Genomic DNA, 24,398 nt, shown 5'->3' with positions numbered 1-24,398 from the left:
ATTATTTATTTTTATTCTTATTCTGATACTTCAGTTTGTATTTTTTCCTCTTGCTTGGGTTGTTGATGTTCGTTTGTTGTTTGTTGTGCAGCTCTTCGTTTACATATAATTTGATTATCGAACTCCACATCAATATACGAGTATTTATTCCAACCTGCTTGTGATAGCCCATAACGATAGAATTTCTCGGTTCGTTCGAGTTTTTTCGTAACAAACTCGTCTATACCTTTATCGTTTGCTGCCTTATTTCGTCTTATTGGTAGATAACCTATAAATATTATATGATTTCCCACACGTGGCACGAGTTCTATTCCCCTATCTGGTCGGACATTTATCTGTTCGATTTGGTTGAGCCAAAACTCCGATTTATTTATTGCTTTTGCCATAGGTGTAATTGCGAAATGAGCAAACCATTTACTAATATCGCCTGTTGCTATAATTAAATCGCTTGTATATTTAGAGTTTGGTAAAATTCCTCCATTATCGTCCAGATAGTAGTCTTCACCTTTATTATTTTTTATACGAATGATTGGCATTCGTTGCGAAATTCTAATATTAATATGCCCATTCTCTGTAATATAGCATTGTGCCGTATCAACAAATGGTCCCACCTTTAAAGCTTCTTCTATTTTTCGTGGTTCAATAGAACTTAGTTGCCTATTAAGTGGGTATAATTTATCTTTTTCAAGAATGGCTTTAATTTCTTCAGCACTAAGAAATCCAGAGTTATTGGAATCGGAAATATTTATATTCACTTTCGTACATATACGATGTTTCTTATCTGGCGTATTCCACGAAGTTATCGCCATAACAAGGTAGAATGCCAAGATGACATCTAACACATAAAAAATAATCGTCTTCCAACTTGTATTCATTCTCTTAAACTATTCTTTTTCTTTTATTATTTCTGCAAGTTGTTCTGTATAATTGTCGAGATTTCCTGCTCCGAGCACAACAAGAACATCAAAGTCTCTACTTTTAGCAAACTGTAATACGTCGTCTTTCTTTATCATTTGCTTTTCTACATTACTCTTCAGATTATCGTAGATAAGTGCTGATGTAACACCGGGCATTGGTTTTTCTCTAGCTGGATAAATTTCTGTAAGAATAACCTCATCGAAATGACTGAGAGCTTCTGCAAAATCCATATAAAAATCGTGCGTACGTGAGTAAAGATGGGGTTGGAATATTACCGTTATCTTTCTATCAGGATATATTTCTTTCAAACTTTTAGCACTTTGTATAATCTCTTTTGGATGATGTGCATAGTCGGAAAGTAAAACGTGTCGATTATTTTTTACCTTAAAGTCGAAACGACGGTCTACTCCTGCATAAGTTTTCATTCCATTTTTAAGTTCATCGGCTGTACAACCACAAAGTTGTGCCAATGACATTGCAGCTATTCCATTTTCAATATTTATTGGTATAGGCTGACCTAACTCTATGTTTGTTACATTTTCTATAGGCGAAACCATATCAAACACAATAGTTCCATTTTGTATTCGAACATTTTCGGCATGAAAATCACCAGTTTCTCTACTATATTCATACACTTTTACACCAGCTTGTACGTTTTGTTTCATTTCTAAACTTTTATGAATAACAAGCGTTCCCCCTGGTTGTATTAATTCGGTGTAATGACGAAAACTTTCTAAGTAGGCTTCTTTCGTACCATAAATATCTAAATGGTCGGGATCGGTAGATGTAATAACACTCATATAAGGACGTAACCAATGGAAAGAACGGTCGAATTCATCGGCTTCAATAACAACATAATCGCTTTTGGGCGAGAATATGTAGTTTGTACCATAATTTTTAGAGATACCACCAAGAAAAGCATTACAATCTAAACGACTTTCGTGCATAATATGGGCACACATTGTAGATGTACTTGTTTTACCATGTGTACCAGCAAAGCAAAGTCCTTTGTGTGTTTGTGTAAGTCTACCCAACACTTGTGCACGTTTTTCTATTTCGAAATGGTTTTCGCGGAAATATATTAATTCTCTATGCGTATTAGGTATAGCTGGTGTGTAAACTACTAATGTTGTAGATGGATTTTTGCACACATCTGGAATCAAATTTATGTTATCTTCGTAGTGCAGTTGTATTCCTTCTTTTTCTAAACGGCGTGTTAAATCGGTTGGTGTTTTATCGTAACCTGCCACCACAAGTCCTTTATGATGGAAGTATCGAACTAAAGCACTCATACCAATTCCTCCTGCTCCTATGAAATAAACTGCCTGTATATCCTGTAATTTCATTTTGTTATATTATTATTTGGTATATCATAACCATTCCAGATTGTTGGTATCTCTATTGTTTTATGAGTTTTATTACTTCGTTTGCTATTACATCGGCAGAATTATGAAGCCCCATTTTTTTCACATTTTGGCTTAAGCTTGTAAGTTTCTGTTCGTTGGTTACTGTATCTATTGCCAATTGTAAAAGCTTATTAGGTGCTTCTGCGTCTTTTACAAACAATGCCGCACCTTTGTTTACCAATGCCATTGCATTTTTTGTTTGGTGATCTTCTGCCACATTTGGGCTCGGAACAAGTATAACGGGCTTACCAATTAGTTGAAATTCGCTAATAGAACTTGCTCCTGCACGGCTAATAACTAAGTCGGCTGCCTTGTAAGCTGCTCCCATATCGCTTATAAAGTCCATTATTTTCAGGTTAGGAAGTTCTTTTCCTTTCATTTCATCAAGAATAGACTGATGATAATACTTACCTGTTTGCCAAATAAACTGTACATCAGAAGCTTCAATAAGCTCTAAATGTTCTAATACGGCACGGTTAATAGTACGTGCACCAAGACTACCTCCCACTAGTAAAATTGTTTTCTTTGTAGGATTTAGCCCGAATTGTTTTCTGGTGTCTTCTTTTGAGAGCGGTGTTTCTAGAACGTTTTGGCGTACAGGATTTCCTGTCATAAGAATTTTATCGGCTGGAAAAAAGCGTTCCATACCTTCGTAAGCCACACAAATTTTCTTTGCTTTTTTGGCAAGTAGCTTATTTGTTACACCAGCGTAAGAGTTTTGTTCTTGAATTAGGCAAGGTATTCCCATTTTCGAACATTCATATAAAGTAGCTCCACTGGCATATCCTCCAACACCCACTGCCACTTGTGGGTTAAAATCTTTTATTATTTTACGTGCCAAACGCAAACTTTTCCATAGCTTGTAGAGTACGCTAATATTTTTCAGTTTGTTTGCACGGTTAAAACCTTTTATGGGCAAGCCTTTTATTTCATAGCCTGCAGCAGGAACACGTTGCATTTCCATTCTTCCTTCTGCGCCAACAAATAATATTTTTGCTTTAGGATATTTAGTTCTTATGGCATTGGCTATTGACACAGCTGGAAAGATGTGTCCTCCTGTTCCTCCACCACTAATAATTATTCTTAACTCTTCGTTCATAACAGCTCTTTTTATCAACTTACAAAGTTAATCATTTTTTCTATTTTGTCGTAATATAAACCACTTAAAAATGTGAAATATAATAAATGTGGCGCAGAGTCAACCAGCAAGTGCAAAATTATAAAACGTATTTGAAGAATTCATACTTTGGAGTAGAAAAGTTTAATTTTTCTCTCGGTCTTTCGTTCAATTTCTTTTGTATCGACATAATTTTCTTTTCTGTATAATCCTTATTTCCGCAGCGTTTTTGCTTGCAAGAAATGCAAGTGCCTGATACATAAAAGTATTCAAACACTTGCGTATGTCAGAAATTTCACCTATATTGGTGCTGCAAACATAACAAGTAAGCAAAAATCTGACATGACAAAGGTCGCAATTGAAAACGAGAATATCACTCTTTCGGTGGAATTTATCATATTATGAACGTTTTCTCAAAGTTGGGCTTTGAAAAAACTTACCGAATCTGTATTGGGCAAACGTGGAAGTAGCGGCAAAGTATTCTGTTATGGAAGTATTTTTTGTGGTTTTTCATACTTCCCCATTGGTTTGGGTGGGGGATTTTATGATTATGCAAGAACCAAGAACCCCAGAAAATCCCCATATCAATGGATAAATCCCCAAAATGTCACTTCAATATATAAAAGTACCTCACAAGGAATAATACTGCAGAATTAAGGTATTATCTTAAACTCGCATATGTTATTCTAATCTCATTTTTTTCTTTCCCAAAAGTTGTTATATATATAATTCTACCATAATTATCATATTTGTACTGACATCTGTAAATAACGGTCTCATCAGAAAAATCTGGCATGTATTCATATCGGAACTCTTTAAGTAAACCTTTTTCTATAACTATTGTGAGCGTTAAAACATAATCGACTCTTGCATTAATATATGTGTAATATTTGTTGATTTTTAATATATTAATTGTTTTACAATCGCCTTTTGTTTGAATAAAAGATTGAATTTCCGACTTATCATAATTGGATAATATATCAGAGATAATACAAAGGTCTTCGAAAATAACCTCCGGATATTTTATATTCACCCCCCACGATTCCAAGTATTTTAATTGTTCGAAAAAGATATTTTGCATATCTTTCTCGACTTTTGTGAGCCTTATAGGTTTCTTTTTCTTGCTTTTATAGACAGCTTCTTTCTTTCCATTTATATATAGACTCTTGGAAATATACCCAGATTCATACGATAAGGTAACATCCACCTGATGATCTTCCGCTACTTTACTGTTAAGAGGAAAATATAATAATAAAAGAAGTAAAAACACTTTCATCTTTAATTCCGCAGCATAAATTCTTGTGAGAACTCCAAGTGCCTGAGAAACAAAGTTCTCAAAACACTTGGATATGTCAGAAATTTTACCTATCTTGGTGCTGCAAACAAAAAATAGACAAAATTTGACATGGCAAAGGTAGCAATTAAAAACGAGAATATCATTTCTTTCGATGGAGTTTTTCATATTATGGACGTTTTCTCAAAGTTGGGCTTTGAAAAACTTACCGAATCTGTATTGGGTAAACGTGGAAGTAGCGGCAAAGCATTCTGTTATGGAAGTATTTTTTGTGGTTTTTCATACTTCCCCATTGGTTTGGGGGGGGATTTCATGACTATGCAAGAACCAAGAACCCCAGAAAATCCCCATATCAATGGATAAATCCCCAAAATGTCACTTCAATATATAAAAGTACCTCACAAGGAATAATGCTGCGGAATTGAGGATTCTCATAAATATTTATCAGAGTAGAAAATAACCCTACTTTGATTAACTTCCAACATCACCCATCCTATCATCTATAGATAACGTTACAAGCCGATAATATTCAAAAAGATAATGCAAAAGTAAGAAAAAAAACGAATCAAATGCTTGTCACAATACTAAAGATATATTGCCACATAGAAAAATACGTTCAAAAATAAGGCACATAGAACTACATATACCTCATTTTAGGTATTGCACGCTCTATAGAATATTAATACTTTTGCAAACATTAATTAACACTCATAGAATTGTATTTATATGAAAAAAGAAACAATTTATCTATCTCTCGCAATGCTTGCAATGGCAACCACACCTTGTAATGCACAATCAGAAGAGATTAAAGACTCCACACAACATCTCGAAGAAGTAATAATCAGTACTACACGTATACCTGAAATAAAGCAGAATGCGGCTGCTACAGTTACGATTCTTGACCAAAAGCAAATAGCAGAAATGAGCAAGGCGGCTCCCGATATCACTCACCTCTTAGGCATGCTCACGCCTGGTATGGCTCTATCAAGTAATACTACAAGCTCTCGGTCACAATCACTTCGTGGAAGAAGCGCACTTATCTTGATTGATGGTATTCCTCAATCAACTCCTTTACGTTCAACAGACCGTGACATCCGAACCATCGACATCGCTGCTATCGACCATATAGAAGTAGTAAAAGGCTCTACTGCTCTCTATGGTAATGGTGCTATCGGAGGATTGATAAACATCATAACTAAGAAGAATACCACCAACAAGGCTGTAGCTGGAGAGACGACTCTCTCGGGTTCAACTTATAACCTCTTCCGTCACGGAAAAGGGCAAGGTTATCGCATCAACCAGCAAGTTTATGGTCGTGTGGGGCAATTTGATTATCTCGTAAATGGGGCTTTTGGACGTACAGGTAGTGCTATTGATGGTGATGGGAAATTTATCTCTCCACGCTACGGACTCGGTGATACTTATACAACAAACATACTTGTTAATCTCGGTTATTCCCTATCTCCTAAGAACAGAATAGAATTGATGTATAATTTCTATCGTAGTTTGCAAGACACAAAATTGATTCCTTTCGGCGGAAAGTACCTCCAAAGTCCTTCTATTGGTATAATTGGTAACAAGGACCCACAGGCAGTTGACGAGGGAACAAGATACAATCACAATGCTTACCTCAAGTTTACTTCAAAGGATATATTCAAACATACCGACTTAGAAGCATCTGTTTATGGTTCGGGAATATATACTATCTTCGACTTCCGTAAGGCTAACCCTGCGCAGCCAAGATGGGAAGAAACAAGTGGACAGTCGGCTGTTAAGGATCGTAAGTTTGGTTTCCGCACCCAGTTTAATACTCGACTTGTATTCTCAGAGAATGCTTTTGCACACTTAGCTTATGGTTATGACTACCTTTATAATAAGACATCACAACCTTTGGTAGATGGTAGATACTGGATGCCATGGGTGACAAGTAACAACCATGCGCCCTTTGTTCAAATGAAGACCACACTATGGCAACATCTAAGCCTCAAATTAGGAGGACGTTACGACTTCATTAATATAAACGTACCAGACTATGATGTATTGCGCAATAAGCTCTCCGACCCACAGGTTCAGGTCAAAGGTGGAAAGCTAAAGTATAATAATATGTCTTTTAATGTGGGTGTTTCTTATAACAAATATCCTGCTTTTCAACCCTTCGTAGCCTACTCTCAAGGTTTCTCTATCTTTGATTTAGGTCGTACATTACGTGCTGCTAAGGCCGATGTACTCTCTAAGATATCAACAGAACCAGTAAAGACAAACAACTACGAGATGGGTGTTTACTCTGATATTAACCATTGGTTGCAGTTGAATGGATCTGTTTTCTACACCTATTCTAAGCTTGGAAGTGACCTCAAGATAGAGAATGGTTTCTGGGTAGTAAACCGTACTCCACAGAAGGTGTATGGCGTTGAATTGAGCGCAGATGCACAACTTCTCCGTAACTTAAAGGTTGGTGCTAACTTCTCATGGTTCGAAGGTAAGCTCAAATCAGCTACTGGTGATTGGGACACATATATGTCAAACATTTCCATCCCAGCCGCAAAGTTGGCAATGTATGTCAACTATGCTCCTGTCAAGAACACCTATCTCCAACTGCAATACATGCACACCGGTAAGCGTGACAGATTTACTCCTAATGCTTCAGGAGTATATAACGAGGGTGAAGGTATCGTAAATCGTATCAACTTACTAAACCTTACTGCAGGCGTAAAGATGAAGGCTTGCGACTTAAGTTTGGCTGTATCCAACTTATTGAACTACACTTATTACACACCAGCATCTATGATGATGGCACGTAATGCAGAGTATGCACATGCTGATGGACGCAAGATAACACTCACTGCAGTGTTCAAATATTAATCCTCAAACACTCGATAGACTTATTCTCAAGTGCTGGAAGGACATTAAAATACCAAGTAAAGGTGGATAAAGTTCACCTCTTGTGAGTACGCAAGGTTCCCTTCTAAATACAGAAGCAGCCTATAGTGTATCATAAACTATAAGCAGGGAAGACGGAATACAACAAGTATCGTATCGTTTCCCTGCTTTTCTTTTACTTCTCAAAAGCCCTAATTATATCTTTACACCTCATATAATACCAACATATAGACTGTCCATTATTACTATATAAGGAACATGCTACCATCTCTTTATACGTCAGAAGCCAATAGTTGCAACTCTACGAAAAGGCTACTTACGCAGAAAGCAACTATTAAAAAACGATTAAACTTTTGATAGATACCTTAATTCCGCAGCATAAATTCTTGTGAGAACTCCAAGTGTCTGAGAAACAAAGTTCTCAAAACACTTGGATATGTCAGAAATTTCACCTATCTTGGTGCTGCAAACATAACAAGTAAGCAAAAATCTGACATGACAAAGGTAGCAATTAAAAACGAGAATATCACTTCTTTCGGTGGAATTTATCACATTATGGACGTTTTCTCAAAGTTGGGCTTTGAAAAACTTACCGAATCTGTATTGGGCAAACGTGGAAGTAGCGGCAAAGCATTCTGTTATGGAAGTATTTTTTTGTAGTTTTTCATACTTCCCCATTGGTTTGGGTGGAGTCTTTTATGCTTAGAAAAGCCCCAAGAAACACCTCATATCAACATATAGAGTCCCCAAAAAGACATCTCAACATATAAAATTTTCTCACAAGAAAAAATACTGCGGAATTAAGGAAAAATAAATTTGTTATTATAATTTTTTTATTTATAATTATATTCTGTGTGATTTATAATTATAATTTTTCAGCGTCAAGAATAAAAGAATAGAATCTTTGCAATCCTACTTAGTTTAGCCAAAAGATTATATTCTTTTAGATAGCTTTGAAACAGAGGGCGGTTTTTTTACAATCGGGAAATAGGAGAGGTTTTGAGCTTGAACTTGGACAGAAGTTGATTCATTTTCAGAATGGCAAACATTAACTACAGTGGAGAAATTTTAATTCTTTCTTGGAATGGTTTTTCGAATAGGATAAGAGCTAAATGTCTGTTTTATAAATGATGCTATGATATTAAATCAAAGAAAAAAAGAGGATGTATCAATTTTGACACACCCTCAATATTGTTTTTAAGGGAGGACTAATTACAAAATTTGGATTTTCCAGATTTTGCTAAACTCGTTTTTGGTTTATTAGCTACATCTGTAGCCTTTTTCTTGTTATGTGTGCTGGAATGTTTTTCTATGATTTAATAAAAAAATAAATTCTACTCAAGCGGTAGAACCTAATTTTAGATGAATAAGATATACCTATATAATGATGTTGTGCTTATTTGAGTTTAATTTCTAAACAATGTGTAGGAACAATATAAGTGCTATTGGCTTATTATCAATCTGTATTTAGGGAAGTAAGTAGGTGTAAAAAAGAATCGCCTACTTACTTTAAAATAGTGTATTACGTATTATCTTATTCGCTATCTGAGATTGTTTCTTCTGTTGTATCGTTATTACGTTTCTTTGCAAACCTACTAATGCTTAACAACATTCCAATATAAACACAATTAATAATGGTTGAAGTTCCACCTTTACTAATAAGTGGTAATGGCTGACCAGTAACAGGGGCTAAACCTACTGCTACTGCCATATTGAAAAGCGCTTGTGTTACTAATAAAAAAGCAATACCCATTGCAAGAAATGCAGGAAACGAATTTTCGCACCTACTTGCTATTTTTCCTGCTCGCATTAAAATAACAATATATAAGAAAGCAACAAAAACAGCACCAATAATTCCCATTTCTTCAATGATTATGGCATAAATAAAGTCGGAGAAAGCTTGCGAAAGAAAATCGCGTTCGTTAGAATTTCCAGGACCTTTACCTACAATATTCGACGATGCAATAGCAATATTGGCGTGTCCTACCTGCCCATCTTTATCAAGATCGTAATCTTTTGGCGCTACATATTTATTGTCTAAGAACTTATTAATACGTGCTTTCCATGTATCGGCACGGTGAAATAGCTTACTGAATAGGCCAGTATCGGTATTTTCTTCTGTATCTACAGTTTGTTCGGTAAGATTTTGCTTCGGTGGATTATCTTCTTTGTCGGTACCTACAGCCATAACCAATACAAGTGCAAATACAATTAACAGAGCAAATACTCCCAATAGTTTCCCAATTTGCTTTAAAGGAACACGCCCCACAAACATCATTAACAAAACTGTTAAAGCCGCTAACAAAGCTGTTGAGAGATTTTCGAAACTGATAGGGATTATAATGAGTGCCGATAAAAATAAAATGTATTTAAAAGCTTTTTTTGCTGCTCCGGTTTCAGTTTGCATAGCACTTAAAATTTGAGCAACTGCTAAAACTAAAGCACCTTTTCCTAATTCGGAGGGCTGAAACTGTATGCCCATAATATCTATCCAACGACTTGCACCATTTGTTACACCACCAGTTAGCCATACCACAATTAAGAAAAAGAAAGAAACACTCAATACAGGTAATGTAGCTATTTTGAAATACCTACACTTTGTATTCATCACAAAAATCATTGCGAAAAATCCTATAACAAGCATTCCAACATGTTTAAATAATGGAGCCCAATAGTTTCCACCTTTATATGAAAGTGTACTCGAAGCAGAATAAACCTCAACAATACTAATCATACAAAGAATAAAGAAAACCATCCATATAACTTTGTCGCCTTTGAAGATATTATTAAGGGACTTTAAGTTCATTTTTAGCGTATTTGAAGTTATAAAAATTCAGAGACAAATATTTTATGCTTTTGTTGTTTCTATAAAGCACGTACAAGAGTTTTAAATTGTTCGCCACGATCTTCCATATTTTTAAATAGGTCGAAACTAGCACAACACGGACTTAATAAAACTGTATCGCCAGGTTTTGCCATTGCATAACATGCCTTGACACATTCTTTCATAGAATGAGTATCGTATACAGGAATGCCTAAATTATCAAAATTTTCATGCAATTTTTTATTATCAGCACCTAAGTACACTAAACCTACACACTTTTGTTTAACCAAATTTTTTATAGCATTATAATCGTTGCCTTTATCTTTACCACCAATAATAAGAATTGTTGGTGTTTTCATACTTTCTAAGGCATACCAACAAGCATCTACATTGGTTGCTTTCGAATCGTTGATATATTGTACACCAGCTATCTTGCAAACTTTTTCTAAACGATGTTCTACACCTGGAAAATTGCTCAGACTTTTACGAATGCTTTCCTTTTTTATTCCGCTAATATTCGATGCCAATCCTGCAGCCAAAGAGTTGTATATGTTGTGTTTACCAGTAAGCGACAGCTCTTCTTGCTCCATATTAAACGGAGTTGGCTGTTCTAGAATATATTGTCCTTCTTCAATATATCCGATACTTCCTTTTTCTTTAAGTTCAGAGAAAGGATATCGTACCGCTTTTACATCGTACTTTTCTAATTCTTTTTTTATAACAGGGTCATCGTTCCAATAAATAAAGCTGTCTTCGTGCGTTTGATTTTGAAGGATGCGCATTTTAGCATCGGCATATTTTTCAAACTTATTTTCGTAACGGTCTAAATGGTCGGGAGTGATATTGAGTAAAATAGCAATATTTGCACGGAAATCGTACATATTATCGAGCTGAAAACTGCTGAGTTCTATTACATAATACGCATGTGGTTCTTCTGCAATTTGCAATGCAAGACTTCTACCAATATTACCTGCAAGTCCAACATCGTATCCTGCATCTTTAAAAATATGATAAATCAGACTTGTTGTAGTAGTTTTGCCATTACTACCTGTTATACAAATCATTTTAGAGTTGGTGTATCTACCAGCAAATTCTATTTCGCTTATAATGTGTGTACCTTGCTTTATAAGCTTTTGCACCATAGGAGCTTCTTTAGGAATGCCTGGACTTTTTATTACTTCATCTGCATTCAGAATTTTACTTTCTGTATGTTGTCCTTCTTCCCATTCTATATTATGCTTGTTTAGAAGTGTTTTATATTTATCTTTTATAGCAGACATATCTGAAACAAATACATCAAAACCTTTTGCTTTTGCCAATACAGCGGCTCCAGCTCCGCTTTCGCCTGCTCCTAATACAACAATTCTTTTCATTTCCATTTGCATTTTATTGTCGTTTGCAAGGTTGTTGCCCCTACAGTTGTTTATGTTTTGGTATTTTCTCCTTTATCTTATCTTTAAAGTAATGATAGTTAGTGCAGCTAAAATTATTGTTACTATCCAAAAACGAATAGTAATTTTACTTTCGTGCACTGGATTATGTGGAGTTTTTATTAGATATTTACACTCTGGATCTAATTGTTCATCTTGTGTTCTAAAACTATCGTGAATAGGTGTACGCTTAAACATTCGTTGTTTTACTCCTCTTCGTTTTCCTATTTTAAAGTAATAAACTTGCATTATTACGCTTAAACTTTCCATAAAGAAAATTCCACACAAAATAGGTAATAGTAATTCTTTGTGAATAATAATGGCACCTACAGCAATAATTCCACCAATAGTAAGGCTTCCTGTGTCTCCCATAAACACTTGTGCTGGGTAAGCATTATACCAAAGAAAACCAATAAGAGCACCAATGAAAGCCATAAAGAAAACAACTAGCTCTTCGGAACCTGGAATATACATAATATTTAAATAAGCTGCATATTCTATATGACTACTAACATAAGCTAGAATTCCTAATGCAACACCTATAATTGCAGAATTTCCAGCACACATTCCGTCCATTCCATCGTTCAAATTAGCTCCATTAGAAACAGCTGTTACTACGAAAATGGTCATAATAACAAACAAAATCCACCCTGCTGCCGTTTTATATTTACCACAGAAGGACATAATTTCAGAATAATCAAGATTATGATTTTTAATAAATGGAATGGTTGTCTTAAGCGTTTTTTGAGCCTCTTTACCATGTTTCACAACAATTTCTTTTCCATTATCGTTGTGCATCTCTAAGTTTATATTCGATTTTACATCAGGCGATGTCCATAATACTAAACCCACAATAAGTCCGATAGTAAATTGCCCAACAATTTTATATTTCCCCTTCAAACCATCTTTATTATGTCGGAATATCTTTATAAAATCGTCCATTCCACCGAGAAATCCGAGCCAAATTGTGGTAATAACCATCAGAATAAGATAAATGTTGCGTAAGCGTCCCAACAATAATACAGGAATAATCAATGCAACTATAATAATAATACCGCCCATTGATGGGACTCCTATCTTTTTTACACCAAAAGGATCGATACTTGCATCGCGTTGCACTTCAGTAATCTGCTTTCTCTTCAGATATTTTATGAATCTCTCGCCGAACCACGCAGAGATTATTAAGGCAAGAATCATTGCCATAATGGCTCGAAAGCTAATGTATCCCCATAAATGAGAACCACTAATTCCAAACTGATCGAGCCAACGAAAGATGTAATATAACATAATATCTTTATTTAATGATAGCCATTTTATCGCTATATTTAGCAATATTCTTATTGTAATCCGAAGATTTCACGCACCACTTCATGATCATCAAAATGATGTTTTACTCCATTTATTTCTTGATAAGTCTCGTGTCCTTTACCAGCTATAAGAATAACATCACCTTTTTGAGCTAACATACAAGCTGTACGGATAGCCTCTTTTCGGTCTACTATGGAAATAACATTCTTTTTTTGTGTGGCATCAAGGCCTGCTAACATATCATCAATAATAGTTTGAGGGTCTTCGTTTCGTGGATTATCGCTTGTAAGTATAACTTTGTTACTATGTTTTACTGCTTCGAGCGCCATAAGTGGTCGTTTTCCTTTATCTCGATTGCCACCTGCACCACAAACTGTAATAACATGTCCACCTTTACCATCAAGAACTTCATGTATAGCCAATAAAGTATTTACTAAAGCATCAGGAGTATGCGCATAATCTACAATTGCAGTATAACCATTTGGCGAAGCAATAGGTTCTAATCGCCCATTTACGCTTTTCAAAGTGCTAAGCGCAACTAAAATATCTTCTGCTTTCTCTCCTAACATAATAGCGGCTCCATAAACAGCCAGCAAATTGCTTACATTAAATTTCCCTATAAACTGTACGCCCACTTCTTTTCCATCTATTTCTAAATACATTCCTTCGAAATGACATTCTAGAATGCGAGCACGAAAGTCTGCCATACGTTTAATAGAGTAAGTTTTTATTTGTGCCTTACAATTTTGTACCATTATCATACCGTTTTTATCATCGGCATTAGTAATAGCAAATGCATCTTTATCTAAATCATCGAAGAACATTTTCTTTGCATTACGATAGTTCTCGAACGTTTTATGATAATCTAAATGGTCGCGTGTAAGATTGGTAAATAATGCGCCAGTAAATCGTAATCCTCCAATACGATGTTGATGAATTGCATGGCTAGAACATTCCATAAAAGCATATTCACAACCTTCTGCAACCATTTTTGCAAGCAATTCATTTAATTCTATTGGGTCTGGAGTTGTATGATCAGCTGGTACAGCTTTATCGTCAATATAATTGCAAACAGTAGAAAGTAATCCTACTTTGTATCCGAATTTACGGAACATATTATATAATAAGGTGGCAACAGTTGTTTTTCCATTCGTTCCTGTTACTCCAACAAGTTTTAAATGACGAGAAGGATCGCCATAAAACATTGTTGCAACCTTACCAACCGATTCTTCTGTAGATTTTACTTGTATATAAGTAACATTATTGCTAATGAGTTCTTCTGGAATATCTTCTAATAAAATAGCAGTAGCACCTAACTCAATTGCTTTATTTATGAATTTATGACCATCTGTTTGAGTACCTTTTATAGCCACAAACATTTGGTTTCCTTCTATTTTACGACTATCAATATTGATACCTGTAATATTTTTTTCTGTATCGCCAATTATTTTCAATGGCTTCACATATTTAAGCAAATCGTTTAATTTCATATATCTTGCTTTTTATTTATTCTTATTGAATGTACATTAATATCGTATTATGCAAAACGAAGTTTACAAACCATACCTTGTTTTATTTTTTCGCCAGGTGCAAGCGATTGTTCTACTACTCTTCCACGCCCAGACATTATAACTTTTATGCCACAATTTTCTAATAAATAAATTGCATCACGTGCTCCCATATTATGTACATCAGGAACGTATCGTTTATTGATATTTTTTTCTTCAGAAAGTATTATACCGTTACTACCTGTTTTCGCAAAACCCCAAATATTATTACCGAATGGATAAGCACCATTCCAACCATTCTTTACATTAAATCCAAGAAAAGATAGAACATAATCGGTAGCTAAAAGATTACCACTCTTAACCATTGGAATAAGTGAAGCAGAAGAATCTCTTGCATCAGAAACACTCAGTTTTAAATTTTGTGCCATTATTCCTTCTGCTATATTATGAAAAACTACGCCACTCATTCCTCCGCCTGAAGCTGGTAATCCCGACTTTTGTATACATACAATACAACTATATCGTGGTGCATCTGCAGGAAAGAATCCGGCAAAACTTAATAAATAGTCGGTTACACCTGTTTTATATCCTGCAACTCCTTTCGACATTTGTGCAGTACCTGTTTTACCTGCAACCGAAAATTTATCAGAACCTGCCTTTTTTCCCAATCCTTCAGACACTACTTCTGTAAGAATTCTACGCATCTCCGTTATGGTTGATTCTTTTGCTATTTGTTCGCGCTGTACTACTGGAGGATATTCTGCTAATACTGTTCCATCTTTCACAACTTTCTTAACAAATCGTGGGCGCATCATTTTTCCACCATTTGCTATTGCATTATAGAATGTTAATGTTGATATTGGTGGTACTTGCGATTCATATCCAATACTCATCCATGGTAAAGCCGTATTACTCCAGTTTATATATTGTCCATGTTTATTTTTCTTTGGCATACGAATTTTGGCTGGTGAATAGCCTGTAATAGGGATTTGCAAATCGTCGGCTAAACCTAATTTGTAGATTCCTTGTACAAACTTTTCTGGATTTTTATGATAGAAAGTATCTATAATTCTACTAACGCCTATATTTGAACTATATTTCAAACACCATGGTAATGTTAATGTTCCATAGCCTCCACGTCTCCAGTTATGATCTTTCATATCTCGTCCGTACATAGTCCAAACGCCACCTCCTGTTTCTACAGTATACATTGTGTCTACTACATTATCATCGAGTGCTACCATCATAGAAGCAGTTTTGAAAACTGAGCCTGGTTCTAGCAAATCACTTACTGCATGGTTCTTAATTTCTCGGTATTGTCCATCTTCACATTTATCAAGATTTACAATAGCTTTAATGTCGCCTGTTGCAACTTCCATAACAATGGCAACGCCAACATTTCCATTTATTTCTTGCAACTCATTAAGTAATGCTCTTTCGGCTAAGTCTTGTATACCTACATCTATAGTCGTTACAATGTCAGAACCATCAATAGGTGGTGTTTCTGTTATACTAAGATATTTATTTCGGATTTTTCGTCTATTTTCAACACCATTTGTTCCACGCAGAATACTATCAAAAGAAAGTTCTAATCCACATCTAGCCACATCTTTTGAACCATAAAGATCACCAACTGTACGTTGTGCAAGCGATCCAAATGGGCGTCGTCGTGCATTAAATTCTTCTTCATGGAAACCACTCTTAAATTTATCGTATTTAAAAACAGGTAGCTTCTTTACCTCTTTATATGTATTATAGTCGATACGATTTTTCCAAATAGGGCAATGTCGCTTTTCTTCTTTTAAACCTTCTAATAGTTCTTGTTTAAATTCACCAGCAGTTTTTTCTGGGAAAAGCTCATTTAAGCCTTTACAAATATAATTAATACTATCTACAAAGGCTGTATCTTTGCCTGCTTCCTTAAGAGTTTTGAAATCGATGTATATTTTAAACTCTGGTAAAGAACTTGCCATAAGTTCTCCATCAGAACTCAAAATATTGCCACGTGTAGGCAAAATTGGCACATTATCTTTTTTTTGTTTTGCAGCAACTTCTAACCAATAATTCTTCTGAACAATCATTATATATGCCGATTTTGCAACAACGGCAATAGCAATAAGGCTCATAACTAATGCTATAAGCGAATATCGTGGCATAATATTTTTGCTATTAAACTTGCTCATTATTTTTTATTTTGTTGGTACATTTATAATAAACGGAGGGCGCGATGATATTTTTAAGACACTATCTTTGTTTGTTTTCAGAATTTCCAATACATGACTTTCTCGCGAACGTTCTGTTAGTTGGCTACTACTTGATAGAGATCTATATTTAGCATCAGACAGCTCTTTTTGTAATCTATCTATCTCTATTAAATCTTTCTGAACACTATAGCGATTTGATATATAGATAATAATAAATAACACGACAACCACAATAAGTCCAATATTATTTCTTAACAAGTGAGCTGAGAATATATCGCCACCAAGTATTTTCTTTAAAGTAAAGTTGCTTGCAAGTGGCCGTTCATCTTCTCGCGCTTGGTCTTCAATTGCATTTTTCAATGCTTCTTCTTCCTCTTCTATTTTAGAACTTACTATTTTTTGCTCTTCTTGTTTACCAAAATTTTTATGTTCTTTTGTATTGTTATCTTTTTTCTTATTATTGAATATACCCTCTGTTACCTCTAAATCAATTTCTGTTCCATTCATTGCTACAGAATCAGTAGACTGATTAGATTCATTTTTTATCTCTTCAGTTACATTTTTCTGATGGTCTTTTATTGTAAAAATGGGTTTTATTACAACACCTAACGTCTCATTATTTTCTGTAAGCTTATTGTTCATTTATCTTTTCTCTGCTATTCTTAGTTTTGCACTGCGACTTCGTGGATTTCTCTCTTGTTCATCATTGGTTGGCACTATCACCTTATTGTTTATTAATTTAAACGGTGCAGTTATATGTCCAAAGAAGTCTTTTTCTACCTTACCTTCTATATTTCCCGACTTCATCACATTTTTCACAATGCGATCTTCTAACGAGTGATAAGTAATAATGGCAATTCTACCGCCTGGCTTTAATACTTCCGACGCACTATTTAGCATTTCCTTTAGGGCTATCATTTCCTGATTAACCTCTATGCGTAAAGCCTGAAATAGTTTAGCCATCTCTTTTTTTTCTCGTTCGCGTTTAAAAAGCGGTTCAACAACAGCCTGAATATCATTTGTTGTTAGTATAGGAGCCTTCCCCCTACTATTTACAATGGCTGTAGCTATCTTATACGAATTTTTTAATTCCCCATAAAGATAGAATATATTAGCAAGCTCTTGCACGTCATATTCTTGTAAAATATCAGCAGCTGTTTTTTGCGCTCTTTTATTCATACGCATATCAAGCGGAGCATTAAAGCGAAATGAAAATCCTCTCAGTTCATCATCGAAATGATGACTACTAACTCCTAAATCGCCCAACAATCCATCTATCTTTTCTACACCATAATAGCGCAACCAATTGGCAAGATATCTAAAATTAGAACGCACAAACGTAAAGTTTTCTGGTTTCTTTCCATCACTGTTCAGCTTGTATATGTTCTGTTCAGCATCGGCGTCTTGGTCGAAGCTATATAAGTGTCCTTCTTTACTTAAATGCGAAAGTATTTCTTTGCTATGTCCACCACCACCAAAAGTAATATCTACATAAATACCATTAGGGTTGATATCCAAACCATTTACACTCTCGCAAAGCAATACTGGAACATGATATGTCTCAGCTGTCTTAACCATATTTGTTTATCCGATTATTCTTTTATAAAGAGTGCTTTTGTTTCTCCTAAATCGCCCATAACAGTTTCCAATGCTGCACTAAAATCGTCTGGGTCTAAAAATGCTTCTTCGCTTTCGTTATTCCAAATCTCAATACAGTCGTCCATACCTATAAATTTGATTTGTTGGTTAATGTTTGCCATTTTCAAATAGCGCTTTGGTATTAAGAACCTACCATTTCCATCAAGCACAATCATTTCTACGTCTGATACAAATTGGCGATATATCATTTGGTCGCGCTTACTCCAACGATTAAGATGATTACGGAGATTATCGAGCATTTTATTCCACACTGATTGAGGGTAGATTACCAAACAAGGCTGAAAAACATCTTTCTTCATCACCAAAGATTCTTCGCCAGATGTATTCAATATCTTGCGGAATGTAGCTGGTAAAAAGGCCCTTCCTTTACTATCAGTTTTGGCTTCTATACTCCCTAAAAATCGCATGCGTACTTCTTATATATCTAAAATCGCCTCAAAGGTAAGCAAAATTCCCCACATTCCACCCCTTTCCTCCACAAAGTTTATTCCATTCTCTCATTTTTAATATATTTAACGTAAAGATATGTTTCCCGAAAACTTATATTGAATACAGACTAGTAGATTTATAATAACCAAATTGGTTTCATTGAGTATTTTTTTTATAAAAAAGTGGGATATATCAAAAGGTTTAATTACATTTGCATTCGATTTGAGAAATTGAGAAACTTAATAAGCATATAGCACACAATATGGAAAAGACCATTGATATCCAAAAGATATTGCACGGGAAGATGGGCTCAAAAGCAAAGTTTGTTCCTCATTTTCTGATTAACTGGATTAGAAATCTTATTCACGAAGACGAAGTGAATCAATTTCTGTGGGACAGTAGAAACAAAACTGGTACAGAATGGCTTACTGAATGTGTGCACTATTTGAAAATGACACTCGAAATAGAAGGTTTAGAGAATTTGCCTGACAAGAACGATGGCAAACTTTACACTTTTGTTTCTAATCATCCACTTGGTGGACAAGATGGAGTTGCTTTAGGTTCTATTATTGGCAAACAGTACGATGGAAAGTTTCGTTATCTTGTTAACGATCTTTTGCTGAATTTACCGGGTCTTCAGCCAGTATGTATAGGAATAAACAAGACAGGAAAACAAAGTAGAGACTTTCCCCGTATGGTAGAAGCTGGATTTAGTAGCGATAATCACATGTTAATGTTCCCAGCAGGTCTCAATAGCAGAAAACAAAATGGCGTAATTTCTGATTTGCCTTGGAAAAAAACATTTATAACAAAGAGTGTAGAATACCACAGAGACGTTGTTCCTATCCATTTTAGCGGGCAAAACTCTGAACGATTTTATAAAATAGCTCATTTCAGCGATAAATATATAAAGAAAGTAAATTTAGCAATGTTCTTTTTAGTCGATGAAATGTACAAAAATGTTGGTAAGACCTTTCGTGTAAGTTTCGGAAAACCTATTCCTTGGCAAACATTCAACAATAGTAAAACACCGATGGAATGGGCGCAATTTGTGCGAAATAAAGTTTACGAGCTTTAGAAAGCTACGTTGTTATATGAATGCGAAATTAAGCGATGCTACAAAAGCAATAATATGAAGGAAGAAGAGATAATTCAACCAGTCAGTAAAGAACTTCTAAAAAGCGAACTTACTCCTGACAGATTGTTGAGAGTTACAAACAAAAGTCATAACGACATATATGTATTCTCGGCTGCCGATGCTCCAAATTTAATGGACGAAGTTGGAAGATTGCGCGAAGAAGCTTTCAGAAATGCTGGCGGAGGCACAGGAAAAGCTAAAGATATTGATGAATTTGATTTAATGCCTGGTTGTTGTAAACAACTTATAGTATGGAATCCCGATAATGAAGAAATCATTGGCGGTTATCGATATGTATTTGGAGCTGATTGGAAATTTGGAAAAGACGGACAACCTATTCTTGCTACCAGCCACATGTTTCATTTTTCTGATAAGTTTCTGAAAGAATATGCTCCTTATACCGTTGAATTAGGTCGTTCTTTTGTGTCGCTTGGTTATCAAAATGTTCGCGAAAATTCTAAAAGTATTTTCGCTCTCGATAATCTTTGGGACGGATTAGGTGCACTTACCGTGTTAAATCCAAATTGCAAATATTTCTTTGGCAAGGTTACAATGTATCCTTCGTATATTCGTAGAGGAAGAGATATGATTCTCTACTTTTTAAGAAAGTTTTTCGACGATAAAGAAAAACTTATTATCCCGATAAAACCGCTTAAAATTGAAACTCCTTCATCAGAATTCGATACTTTATTTAATGCTTCTTCTTTCAAAGAAAACTACCGTATATTAAATAGAGAAATTCGGAAATTAGGTTTCAACATTCCTCCCTTAGTAAATGCTTATATGAACCTTTCTCCAACGATGAAACTTTTTGGAACTGGCATAAATAATGGCTTTGGCGATGTAGAAGAAACTGGTATTCTTATTGCAGTAGACGAAATTTTTGAAGAAAAACGTGTACGACATATAGAAAGTTTCGTAAACGATCACCCCGAAGCACTCAATATAACCAGCGGTGCAAATAACTTAATTTATAAAGAGAATAGATAATAACTCTCATTTCGATAAGTAAAATTGATTTTTATTATTTTATTCTACACTATCCTAATAGAAATGGCGAAATGGATATTGCCTTTTTATTTGGCTGATAGTGTTTAATAAGTATAAGAATATATATCGTTTATTTTATTGTATACATTTTTCTACACGAAAGAATGTTTTGTTATTTTTATAATAAGAGGAGCATTCAATGTTGGTTGTATAGTTCCAAAAAACTTTAATTATAAATTCCCAGAAAATTAATTATATTTTTTAATTTTATAATTAAATTTCTGGGAATTTATAATAAGACTTTTTTCTGTTTTCTCTATGGCGTTCTTCTTTGTTTTTTATTTTATTTTTCGTGAATATTCTATTCCAAAAACTTCAAAGAGAAACCTGTCCATAAAATCATTCTCCTTTAGAAGAAGATATCATTTTGTGCGGTTTTATCGGATAAATAAAAGTTCTCTATACTTAGGTAAAGTCCACATTTCATCGCTAACAATCAGTTCAAGTTTATCTATCTGATAACGTATTTTTTCCATCTGTGGAACAATATTATCGTGATAAGCAATTGCTTTTTCGCGTTGCGATTCTATTTTATTTGCTACTTTCCTTGCCTCAACAAGTTCATCTACTCCAGTTTCTATGAGTTGAATGCGTTCGGCTACTTCTTTTAAAATATTAATATTACGTTTGGTTAGCCTTTCTCCTTCTTCTTTTCCAAAGATATTTATCATAGAACTTACATTCTTTGCTAACCTACTTTGGTAGTGTGTAACCACTGGAATGATGTGATTCATAGCCAAATCGCCCATAACACGTGCTTCAATCTGTATTTTCTTTGTATAGGTTTCCCATTTTACTTCGTTACGTGCTTCTAATTCGTTACGATTCATTACGTTCATTTGTTCGAACATTTGTATGGAATCATCGCGCAAATAAGCATCGAAACATACAGGACAACTTGCTTCACAGTCTAATCCTCTTTTTTCTGCTTCTTCTTTCCATTCGTCGCTGTAACCATTTCCGTCAAAGTGTATAGGTTTACACGTTTTTATATCTTCGCGAACAATTTCTATAATTGCCCTTGTAGGGTCTTCGCCTTTAGAAATTAGTGCATCTACACGTGTTTTGAAGTTGGTTAAAGCCTCTGCAACAGCTGTGTTTAATACAATAAGTGCCGAAGCGCAATTTGCTTCGGAGCCAACTGCACGCAATTCAAATCGGTTTCCTGTAAAAGCAAATGGCGAAGTACGGTTACGATCGGTATTATCTATCAGCAATTCTGGAATTTCAGGAATATCGAGTTGCATTCCTTGCTTTCCTTTCACACTAAACAGATTTTTTTTATCGGCTTTTTCAATATGTTCCAACAAATCGGACACTTGTTTACCTAAAAACGATGATATAATTGCAGGTGGTGCTTCGTTTGCTCCTAAACGATGGTCGTTTGTAGCGCTCATAACCGAAGCTTTTAGTAAACCATTATGTTTATAAACTCCCATTAAAGTTTCTACAACGAAAACGACGAAACGTAAATTATTGTTTACATTTTTTCCGCTTTTGTGCAATAATATTCCTGTATCGGTAGACAAACTCCAGTTATTATGCTTTCCCGATCCATTAATACCATCGAAAGGTTTCTCGTGTAATAGTACGCGAAATCCGTGTCGATGTGCAATTTTCTTCATTACAGCCATTAAAAGCATATTATGGTCTACGGCTAAATTACATTCTTCAAAGATAGGAGCAAGTTCAAATTGTCCGGGTGCAACTTCATTATGCCGAGTTTTAACAGGAATTCCGAGTTCTAAGGCATTAACTTCAAGATCTTTCATAAAAGCTTGCACACGTTCTGGTATAGTTCCAAAATAATGGTCTTCCATTTGCTGGTTTTTTGCCGAATCGTGTCCCATTAATGTTCTACCAGTTAGCATTAAATCAGGTCGAGTAAAATAAAGGTCTTCATCAACTAAAAAATATTCTTGTTCCCAACCTAAATTTGTATGCACCTTTTTCACGTCTGAATAGAAGTATTGGCAAACTTCTTTTGCTGCATTATCTACTGCTCGCAAAGAACGTAGCAATGGTGCCTTATAATCGAGTGATTCTCCTGTGTAAGAAATAAAAATTGTAGGGATACAAAGAGTGTCGTCTATAATAAAAACAGGACTTGTTGGGTCCCAAGCCGAATAACCTCTCGCTTCAAATGTGTTGCGAATACCACCAGATGGGAAAGAACTAGCGTCAGGTTCTTGCTGTACAAGTAATTTTCCTGAAAATTCTTCTATCATTCCTCCTTTTCCATCAGGTTCAATAAACGAATCATGCTTTTCGGCAGTGCCTTCTGTTAATGGTTGAAACCAGTGAGTGTAATGTGTAACTCCATTATCTTTTGCCCATTTTTTCATTCCATTAGCAACACAATCAGCAATAGAACGGTCAAGACGTTCGCCATTATCCATAACGTCCACCATTTTATTATAAACGTCTATAGGAAGATACTTAAACATTTTTTCGCGGTTAAATACATTCTTCCCAAACAATTCCGATGGACGCTCTTTGGGTATCTTTAATTCTACAGGGCGTTTTCTAAAAGCCTCTTTTAAAACTTCAAATCTTAAGTTATCCATACCTTTTTTACTTTTAGTAGGTCATTATAATGCAAAAATAACCATTTAGCTGGAGTTTACAAAATTATTATACTATTTTGACTAATAATTATAAGAAGAAATAAGCTAAATCATTAATTACAATTATTTCTCTCCGAAAAGGGTTGCATATTATTTCTTTACGAGTTTAATTATGGCATCTTCTCCCCTATTACAACTATATGTTTAACTATTGCAACTATATGTTTAACGTTGTTATATATATGTTTAGCAGATATAATATATATAATGTTTACTGTTTACATTATGTTGGCATTTTTTCTTATAAGCACAAAAAAATAGCCTATATTTACTCACGTAAACATAGGCCTTGCCACTTAACTAAATAACTCAAAAAATTACTTGACTCAATTCTCATCAGTGCATCTTCTCACGAAGACATACTAACTAACATTTGTTTGACTATTAACTTACTAATAACTATTTTGTATGTTTGTAATCAAGAATTATTTCTTAAATCAATGCAAAGGTATAGATAAAATAAATTTCCACCAACTATTTAGGTGTCTTTTTTATGCAATTATGAAAATTTATGACTATTTTTGCTCCCAGGACAGTTTTTTTGTTCTTTATTTCTAATAAATACTGCTTATTTTATCGTTATTTTCTTTCTTATAATGGTAATAT

General features: G+C 34.7%; 17 protein-coding genes and 3 pseudogenes. 6 read left to right on the top strand and 14 right to left on the bottom strand.

Annotation, left to right across the window (positions count from 1 at the left end; genetic code table 11):
• Nucleotides 1-17: 17 nt before the first annotated feature.
• From HMPREF9144_RS02315 to HMPREF9144_RS13750, 4 genes and pseudogenes are all read right to left on the bottom strand, one after another.
• Nucleotides 18-875, bottom strand: a complete 858-nt coding sequence (locus tag HMPREF9144_RS02315) for a cell division protein FtsQ/DivIB (RefSeq protein WP_006044220.1) — start codon at nucleotides 873-875, stop codon at nucleotides 18-20.
• A gap of 9 nt (nucleotides 876-884) precedes the next feature.
• Nucleotides 885-2,264, bottom strand: a complete 1,380-nt coding sequence (murC, locus tag HMPREF9144_RS02310) for a UDP-N-acetylmuramate--L-alanine ligase (RefSeq protein ID WP_006044219.1) — start codon at nucleotides 2,262-2,264, stop codon at nucleotides 885-887.
• Between the two features lie 52 nt (nucleotides 2,265-2,316).
• Complete coding sequence (murG, locus tag HMPREF9144_RS02305) at nucleotides 2,317-3,423, bottom strand: undecaprenyldiphospho-muramoylpentapeptide beta-N-acetylglucosaminyltransferase (protein ID WP_006044218.1); 1,107 nt, start codon at nucleotides 3,421-3,423, stop codon at nucleotides 2,317-2,319.
• A 118-nt stretch (nucleotides 3,424-3,541) separates the two neighbouring features.
• Nucleotides 3,542-3,649, bottom strand: a pseudogene (locus tag HMPREF9144_RS13750) (IS30 family transposase); the annotation flags it as partial.
• Between the two features lie 134 nt (nucleotides 3,650-3,783).
• Between HMPREF9144_RS13750 and HMPREF9144_RS14055 the strand changes: the two are divergent.
• A pseudogene (locus HMPREF9144_RS14055) lies at nucleotides 3,784-3,978 on the top strand (hypothetical protein); the annotation flags it as partial.
• A 124-nt stretch (nucleotides 3,979-4,102) separates the two neighbouring features.
• Here HMPREF9144_RS14055 and HMPREF9144_RS02300 read toward each other — a convergent pair.
• On the bottom strand, nucleotides 4,103-4,717 hold the full coding sequence (locus HMPREF9144_RS02300) for a hypothetical protein (RefSeq protein ID WP_006044217.1): 615 nt from the start codon (nucleotides 4,715-4,717) through the stop codon (nucleotides 4,103-4,105).
• 129 nt (nucleotides 4,718-4,846) lie between these two features.
• Here HMPREF9144_RS02300 and HMPREF9144_RS02295 point away from each other — a divergent pair.
• The 3 genes and pseudogenes from HMPREF9144_RS02295 to HMPREF9144_RS13475 all read left to right on the top strand — a co-directional run.
• Nucleotides 4,847-5,044, top strand: a pseudogene (locus HMPREF9144_RS02295) (hypothetical protein); the annotation flags it as partial.
• A gap of 417 nt (nucleotides 5,045-5,461) precedes the next feature.
• A complete protein-coding gene (locus HMPREF9144_RS02290) occupies nucleotides 5,462-7,597 on the top strand; it encodes a TonB-dependent receptor (protein ID WP_006044215.1) in 2,136 nt (711 codons plus the stop codon).
• Between the two features lie 513 nt (nucleotides 7,598-8,110).
• Complete coding sequence (locus HMPREF9144_RS13475; RefSeq protein WP_006044214.1) at nucleotides 8,111-8,275, top strand: hypothetical protein; 165 nt, start codon at nucleotides 8,111-8,113, stop codon at nucleotides 8,273-8,275.
• An 874-nt stretch (nucleotides 8,276-9,149) separates the two neighbouring features.
• Here HMPREF9144_RS13475 and HMPREF9144_RS02285 read toward each other — a convergent pair.
• From HMPREF9144_RS02285 to mraZ, 8 genes are all read right to left on the bottom strand, one after another.
• Nucleotides 9,150-10,421, bottom strand: coding sequence for an FtsW/RodA/SpoVE family cell cycle protein (locus HMPREF9144_RS02285; protein WP_006044213.1), 1,272 nt, complete (start codon nucleotides 10,419-10,421; stop codon nucleotides 9,150-9,152).
• A gap of 59 nt (nucleotides 10,422-10,480) precedes the next feature.
• Nucleotides 10,481-11,812, bottom strand: coding sequence for a UDP-N-acetylmuramoyl-L-alanine--D-glutamate ligase (gene murD, locus HMPREF9144_RS02280; protein ID WP_040595509.1), 1,332 nt, complete (start codon nucleotides 11,810-11,812; stop codon nucleotides 10,481-10,483).
• 72 nt (nucleotides 11,813-11,884) lie between these two features.
• Complete coding sequence (locus tag HMPREF9144_RS02275; protein ID WP_006044211.1) at nucleotides 11,885-13,156, bottom strand: phospho-N-acetylmuramoyl-pentapeptide-transferase; 1,272 nt, start codon at nucleotides 13,154-13,156, stop codon at nucleotides 11,885-11,887.
• A 50-nt stretch (nucleotides 13,157-13,206) separates the two neighbouring features.
• Nucleotides 13,207-14,667, bottom strand: coding sequence for a UDP-N-acetylmuramoyl-L-alanyl-D-glutamate--2,6-diaminopimelate ligase (locus HMPREF9144_RS02270; RefSeq protein ID WP_006044210.1), 1,461 nt, complete (start codon nucleotides 14,665-14,667; stop codon nucleotides 13,207-13,209).
• A gap of 47 nt (nucleotides 14,668-14,714) precedes the next feature.
• Nucleotides 14,715-16,868, bottom strand: coding sequence for a PASTA domain-containing penicillin-binding protein (locus HMPREF9144_RS02265; protein ID WP_006044209.1), 2,154 nt, complete (start codon nucleotides 16,866-16,868; stop codon nucleotides 14,715-14,717).
• A gap of 6 nt (nucleotides 16,869-16,874) precedes the next feature.
• A complete protein-coding gene (locus tag HMPREF9144_RS02260) occupies nucleotides 16,875-17,531 on the bottom strand; it encodes an FtsL-like putative cell division protein (protein ID WP_006044208.1) in 657 nt (218 codons plus the stop codon).
• Complete coding sequence (rsmH, locus tag HMPREF9144_RS02255; protein ID WP_006044207.1) at nucleotides 17,532-18,467, bottom strand: 16S rRNA (cytosine(1402)-N(4))-methyltransferase RsmH; 936 nt, start codon at nucleotides 18,465-18,467, stop codon at nucleotides 17,532-17,534.
• Between the two features lie 14 nt (nucleotides 18,468-18,481).
• Entirely contained in the window at nucleotides 18,482-18,955 is a 474-nt protein-coding gene (gene mraZ, locus HMPREF9144_RS02250; protein WP_006044206.1) for a division/cell wall cluster transcriptional repressor MraZ, read from the bottom strand.
• A 284-nt stretch (nucleotides 18,956-19,239) separates the two neighbouring features.
• Between mraZ and glsA the strand changes: the two genes are divergently transcribed.
• Together glsA and glsB are read left to right on the top strand one after the other, a co-directional pair.
• Entirely contained in the window at nucleotides 19,240-20,055 is an 816-nt protein-coding gene (gene glsA / locus HMPREF9144_RS02245; protein WP_006044205.1) for a lyso-glycine lipid O-acyltransferase GlsA, read from the top strand.
• A gap of 54 nt (nucleotides 20,056-20,109) precedes the next feature.
• Nucleotides 20,110-21,105, top strand: a complete 996-nt coding sequence (glsB, locus tag HMPREF9144_RS02240; protein WP_006044204.1) for a glycine N(alpha)-acyltransferase GlsB — start codon at nucleotides 20,110-20,112, stop codon at nucleotides 21,103-21,105.
• A 437-nt stretch (nucleotides 21,106-21,542) separates the two neighbouring features.
• Here glsB and HMPREF9144_RS02235 read toward each other — a convergent pair whose 3' ends face one another.
• Nucleotides 21,543-23,732 (bottom strand): glutamine synthetase III family protein, encoded by a 2,190-nt coding sequence (locus HMPREF9144_RS02235; RefSeq protein ID WP_006044203.1) that lies wholly within the window; start codon nucleotides 23,730-23,732, stop codon nucleotides 21,543-21,545.
• Between the last annotated feature and the right edge of the window lie 666 nt (nucleotides 23,733-24,398).

The sequence above is a fragment of the Prevotella pallens ATCC 700821 genome (assembly GCF_000220255.1).
In the GTDB taxonomy this organism is placed as follows: Bacteria; Bacteroidota; Bacteroidia; order Bacteroidales; family Bacteroidaceae; genus Prevotella; species Prevotella pallens.
Note: the sequence above shows the minus strand (reverse complement) of the source record. Positions and strands in the feature narration are given on the sequence as shown.

Bases quoted from the DNA above. Each gene is read 5' to 3' on its own strand.
- HMPREF9144_RS02315 (WP_006044220.1), bottom strand. From the start codon at position 875: ATGAATACAAGTTGGAAGACGATTATTTTTTATGTGTTAGATGTCATC.
- murC (WP_006044219.1), bottom strand. From the start codon at position 2,264: ATGAAATTACAGGATATACAGGCAGTTTATTTCATAGGAGCAGGAGGA.
- murG (WP_006044218.1), bottom strand. From the start codon at position 3,423: ATGAACGAAGAGTTAAGAATAATTATTAGTGGTGGAGGAACAGGAGGA.
- HMPREF9144_RS02300 (WP_006044217.1), bottom strand. From the start codon at position 4,717: ATGAAAGTGTTTTTACTTCTTTTATTATTATATTTTCCTCTTAACAGT.
- HMPREF9144_RS02290 (WP_006044215.1), top strand. From the start codon at position 5,462: ATGAAAAAAGAAACAATTTATCTATCTCTCGCAATGCTTGCAATGGCA.
- HMPREF9144_RS13475 (WP_006044214.1), top strand. From the start codon at position 8,111: ATGACAAAGGTAGCAATTAAAAACGAGAATATCACTTCTTTCGGTGGA.
- HMPREF9144_RS02285 (WP_006044213.1), bottom strand. From the start codon at position 10,421: ATGAACTTAAAGTCCCTTAATAATATCTTCAAAGGCGACAAAGTTATA.
- murD (WP_040595509.1), bottom strand. From the start codon at position 11,812: ATGAAAAGAATTGTTGTATTAGGAGCAGGCGAAAGCGGAGCTGGAGCC.
- HMPREF9144_RS02275 (WP_006044211.1), bottom strand. From the start codon at position 13,156: ATGTTATATTACATCTTTCGTTGGCTCGATCAGTTTGGAATTAGTGGT.
- HMPREF9144_RS02270 (WP_006044210.1), bottom strand. From the start codon at position 14,667: ATGAAATTAAACGATTTGCTTAAATATGTGAAGCCATTGAAAATAATT.
- HMPREF9144_RS02265 (WP_006044209.1), bottom strand. From the start codon at position 16,868: ATGAGCAAGTTTAATAGCAAAAATATTATGCCACGATATTCGCTTATA.
- HMPREF9144_RS02260 (WP_006044208.1), bottom strand. From the start codon at position 17,531: ATGAACAATAAGCTTACAGAAAATAATGAGACGTTAGGTGTTGTAATA.
- rsmH (WP_006044207.1), bottom strand. From the start codon at position 18,467: ATGGTTAAGACAGCTGAGACATATCATGTTCCAGTATTGCTTTGCGAG.
- mraZ (WP_006044206.1), bottom strand. From the start codon at position 18,955: ATGCGATTTTTAGGGAGTATAGAAGCCAAAACTGATAGTAAAGGAAGG.
- glsA (WP_006044205.1), top strand. From the start codon at position 19,240: ATGGAAAAGACCATTGATATCCAAAAGATATTGCACGGGAAGATGGGC.
- glsB (WP_006044204.1), top strand. From the start codon at position 20,110: ATGAAGGAAGAAGAGATAATTCAACCAGTCAGTAAAGAACTTCTAAAA.
- HMPREF9144_RS02235 (WP_006044203.1), bottom strand. From the start codon at position 23,732: ATGGATAACTTAAGATTTGAAGTTTTAAAAGAGGCTTTTAGAAAACGC.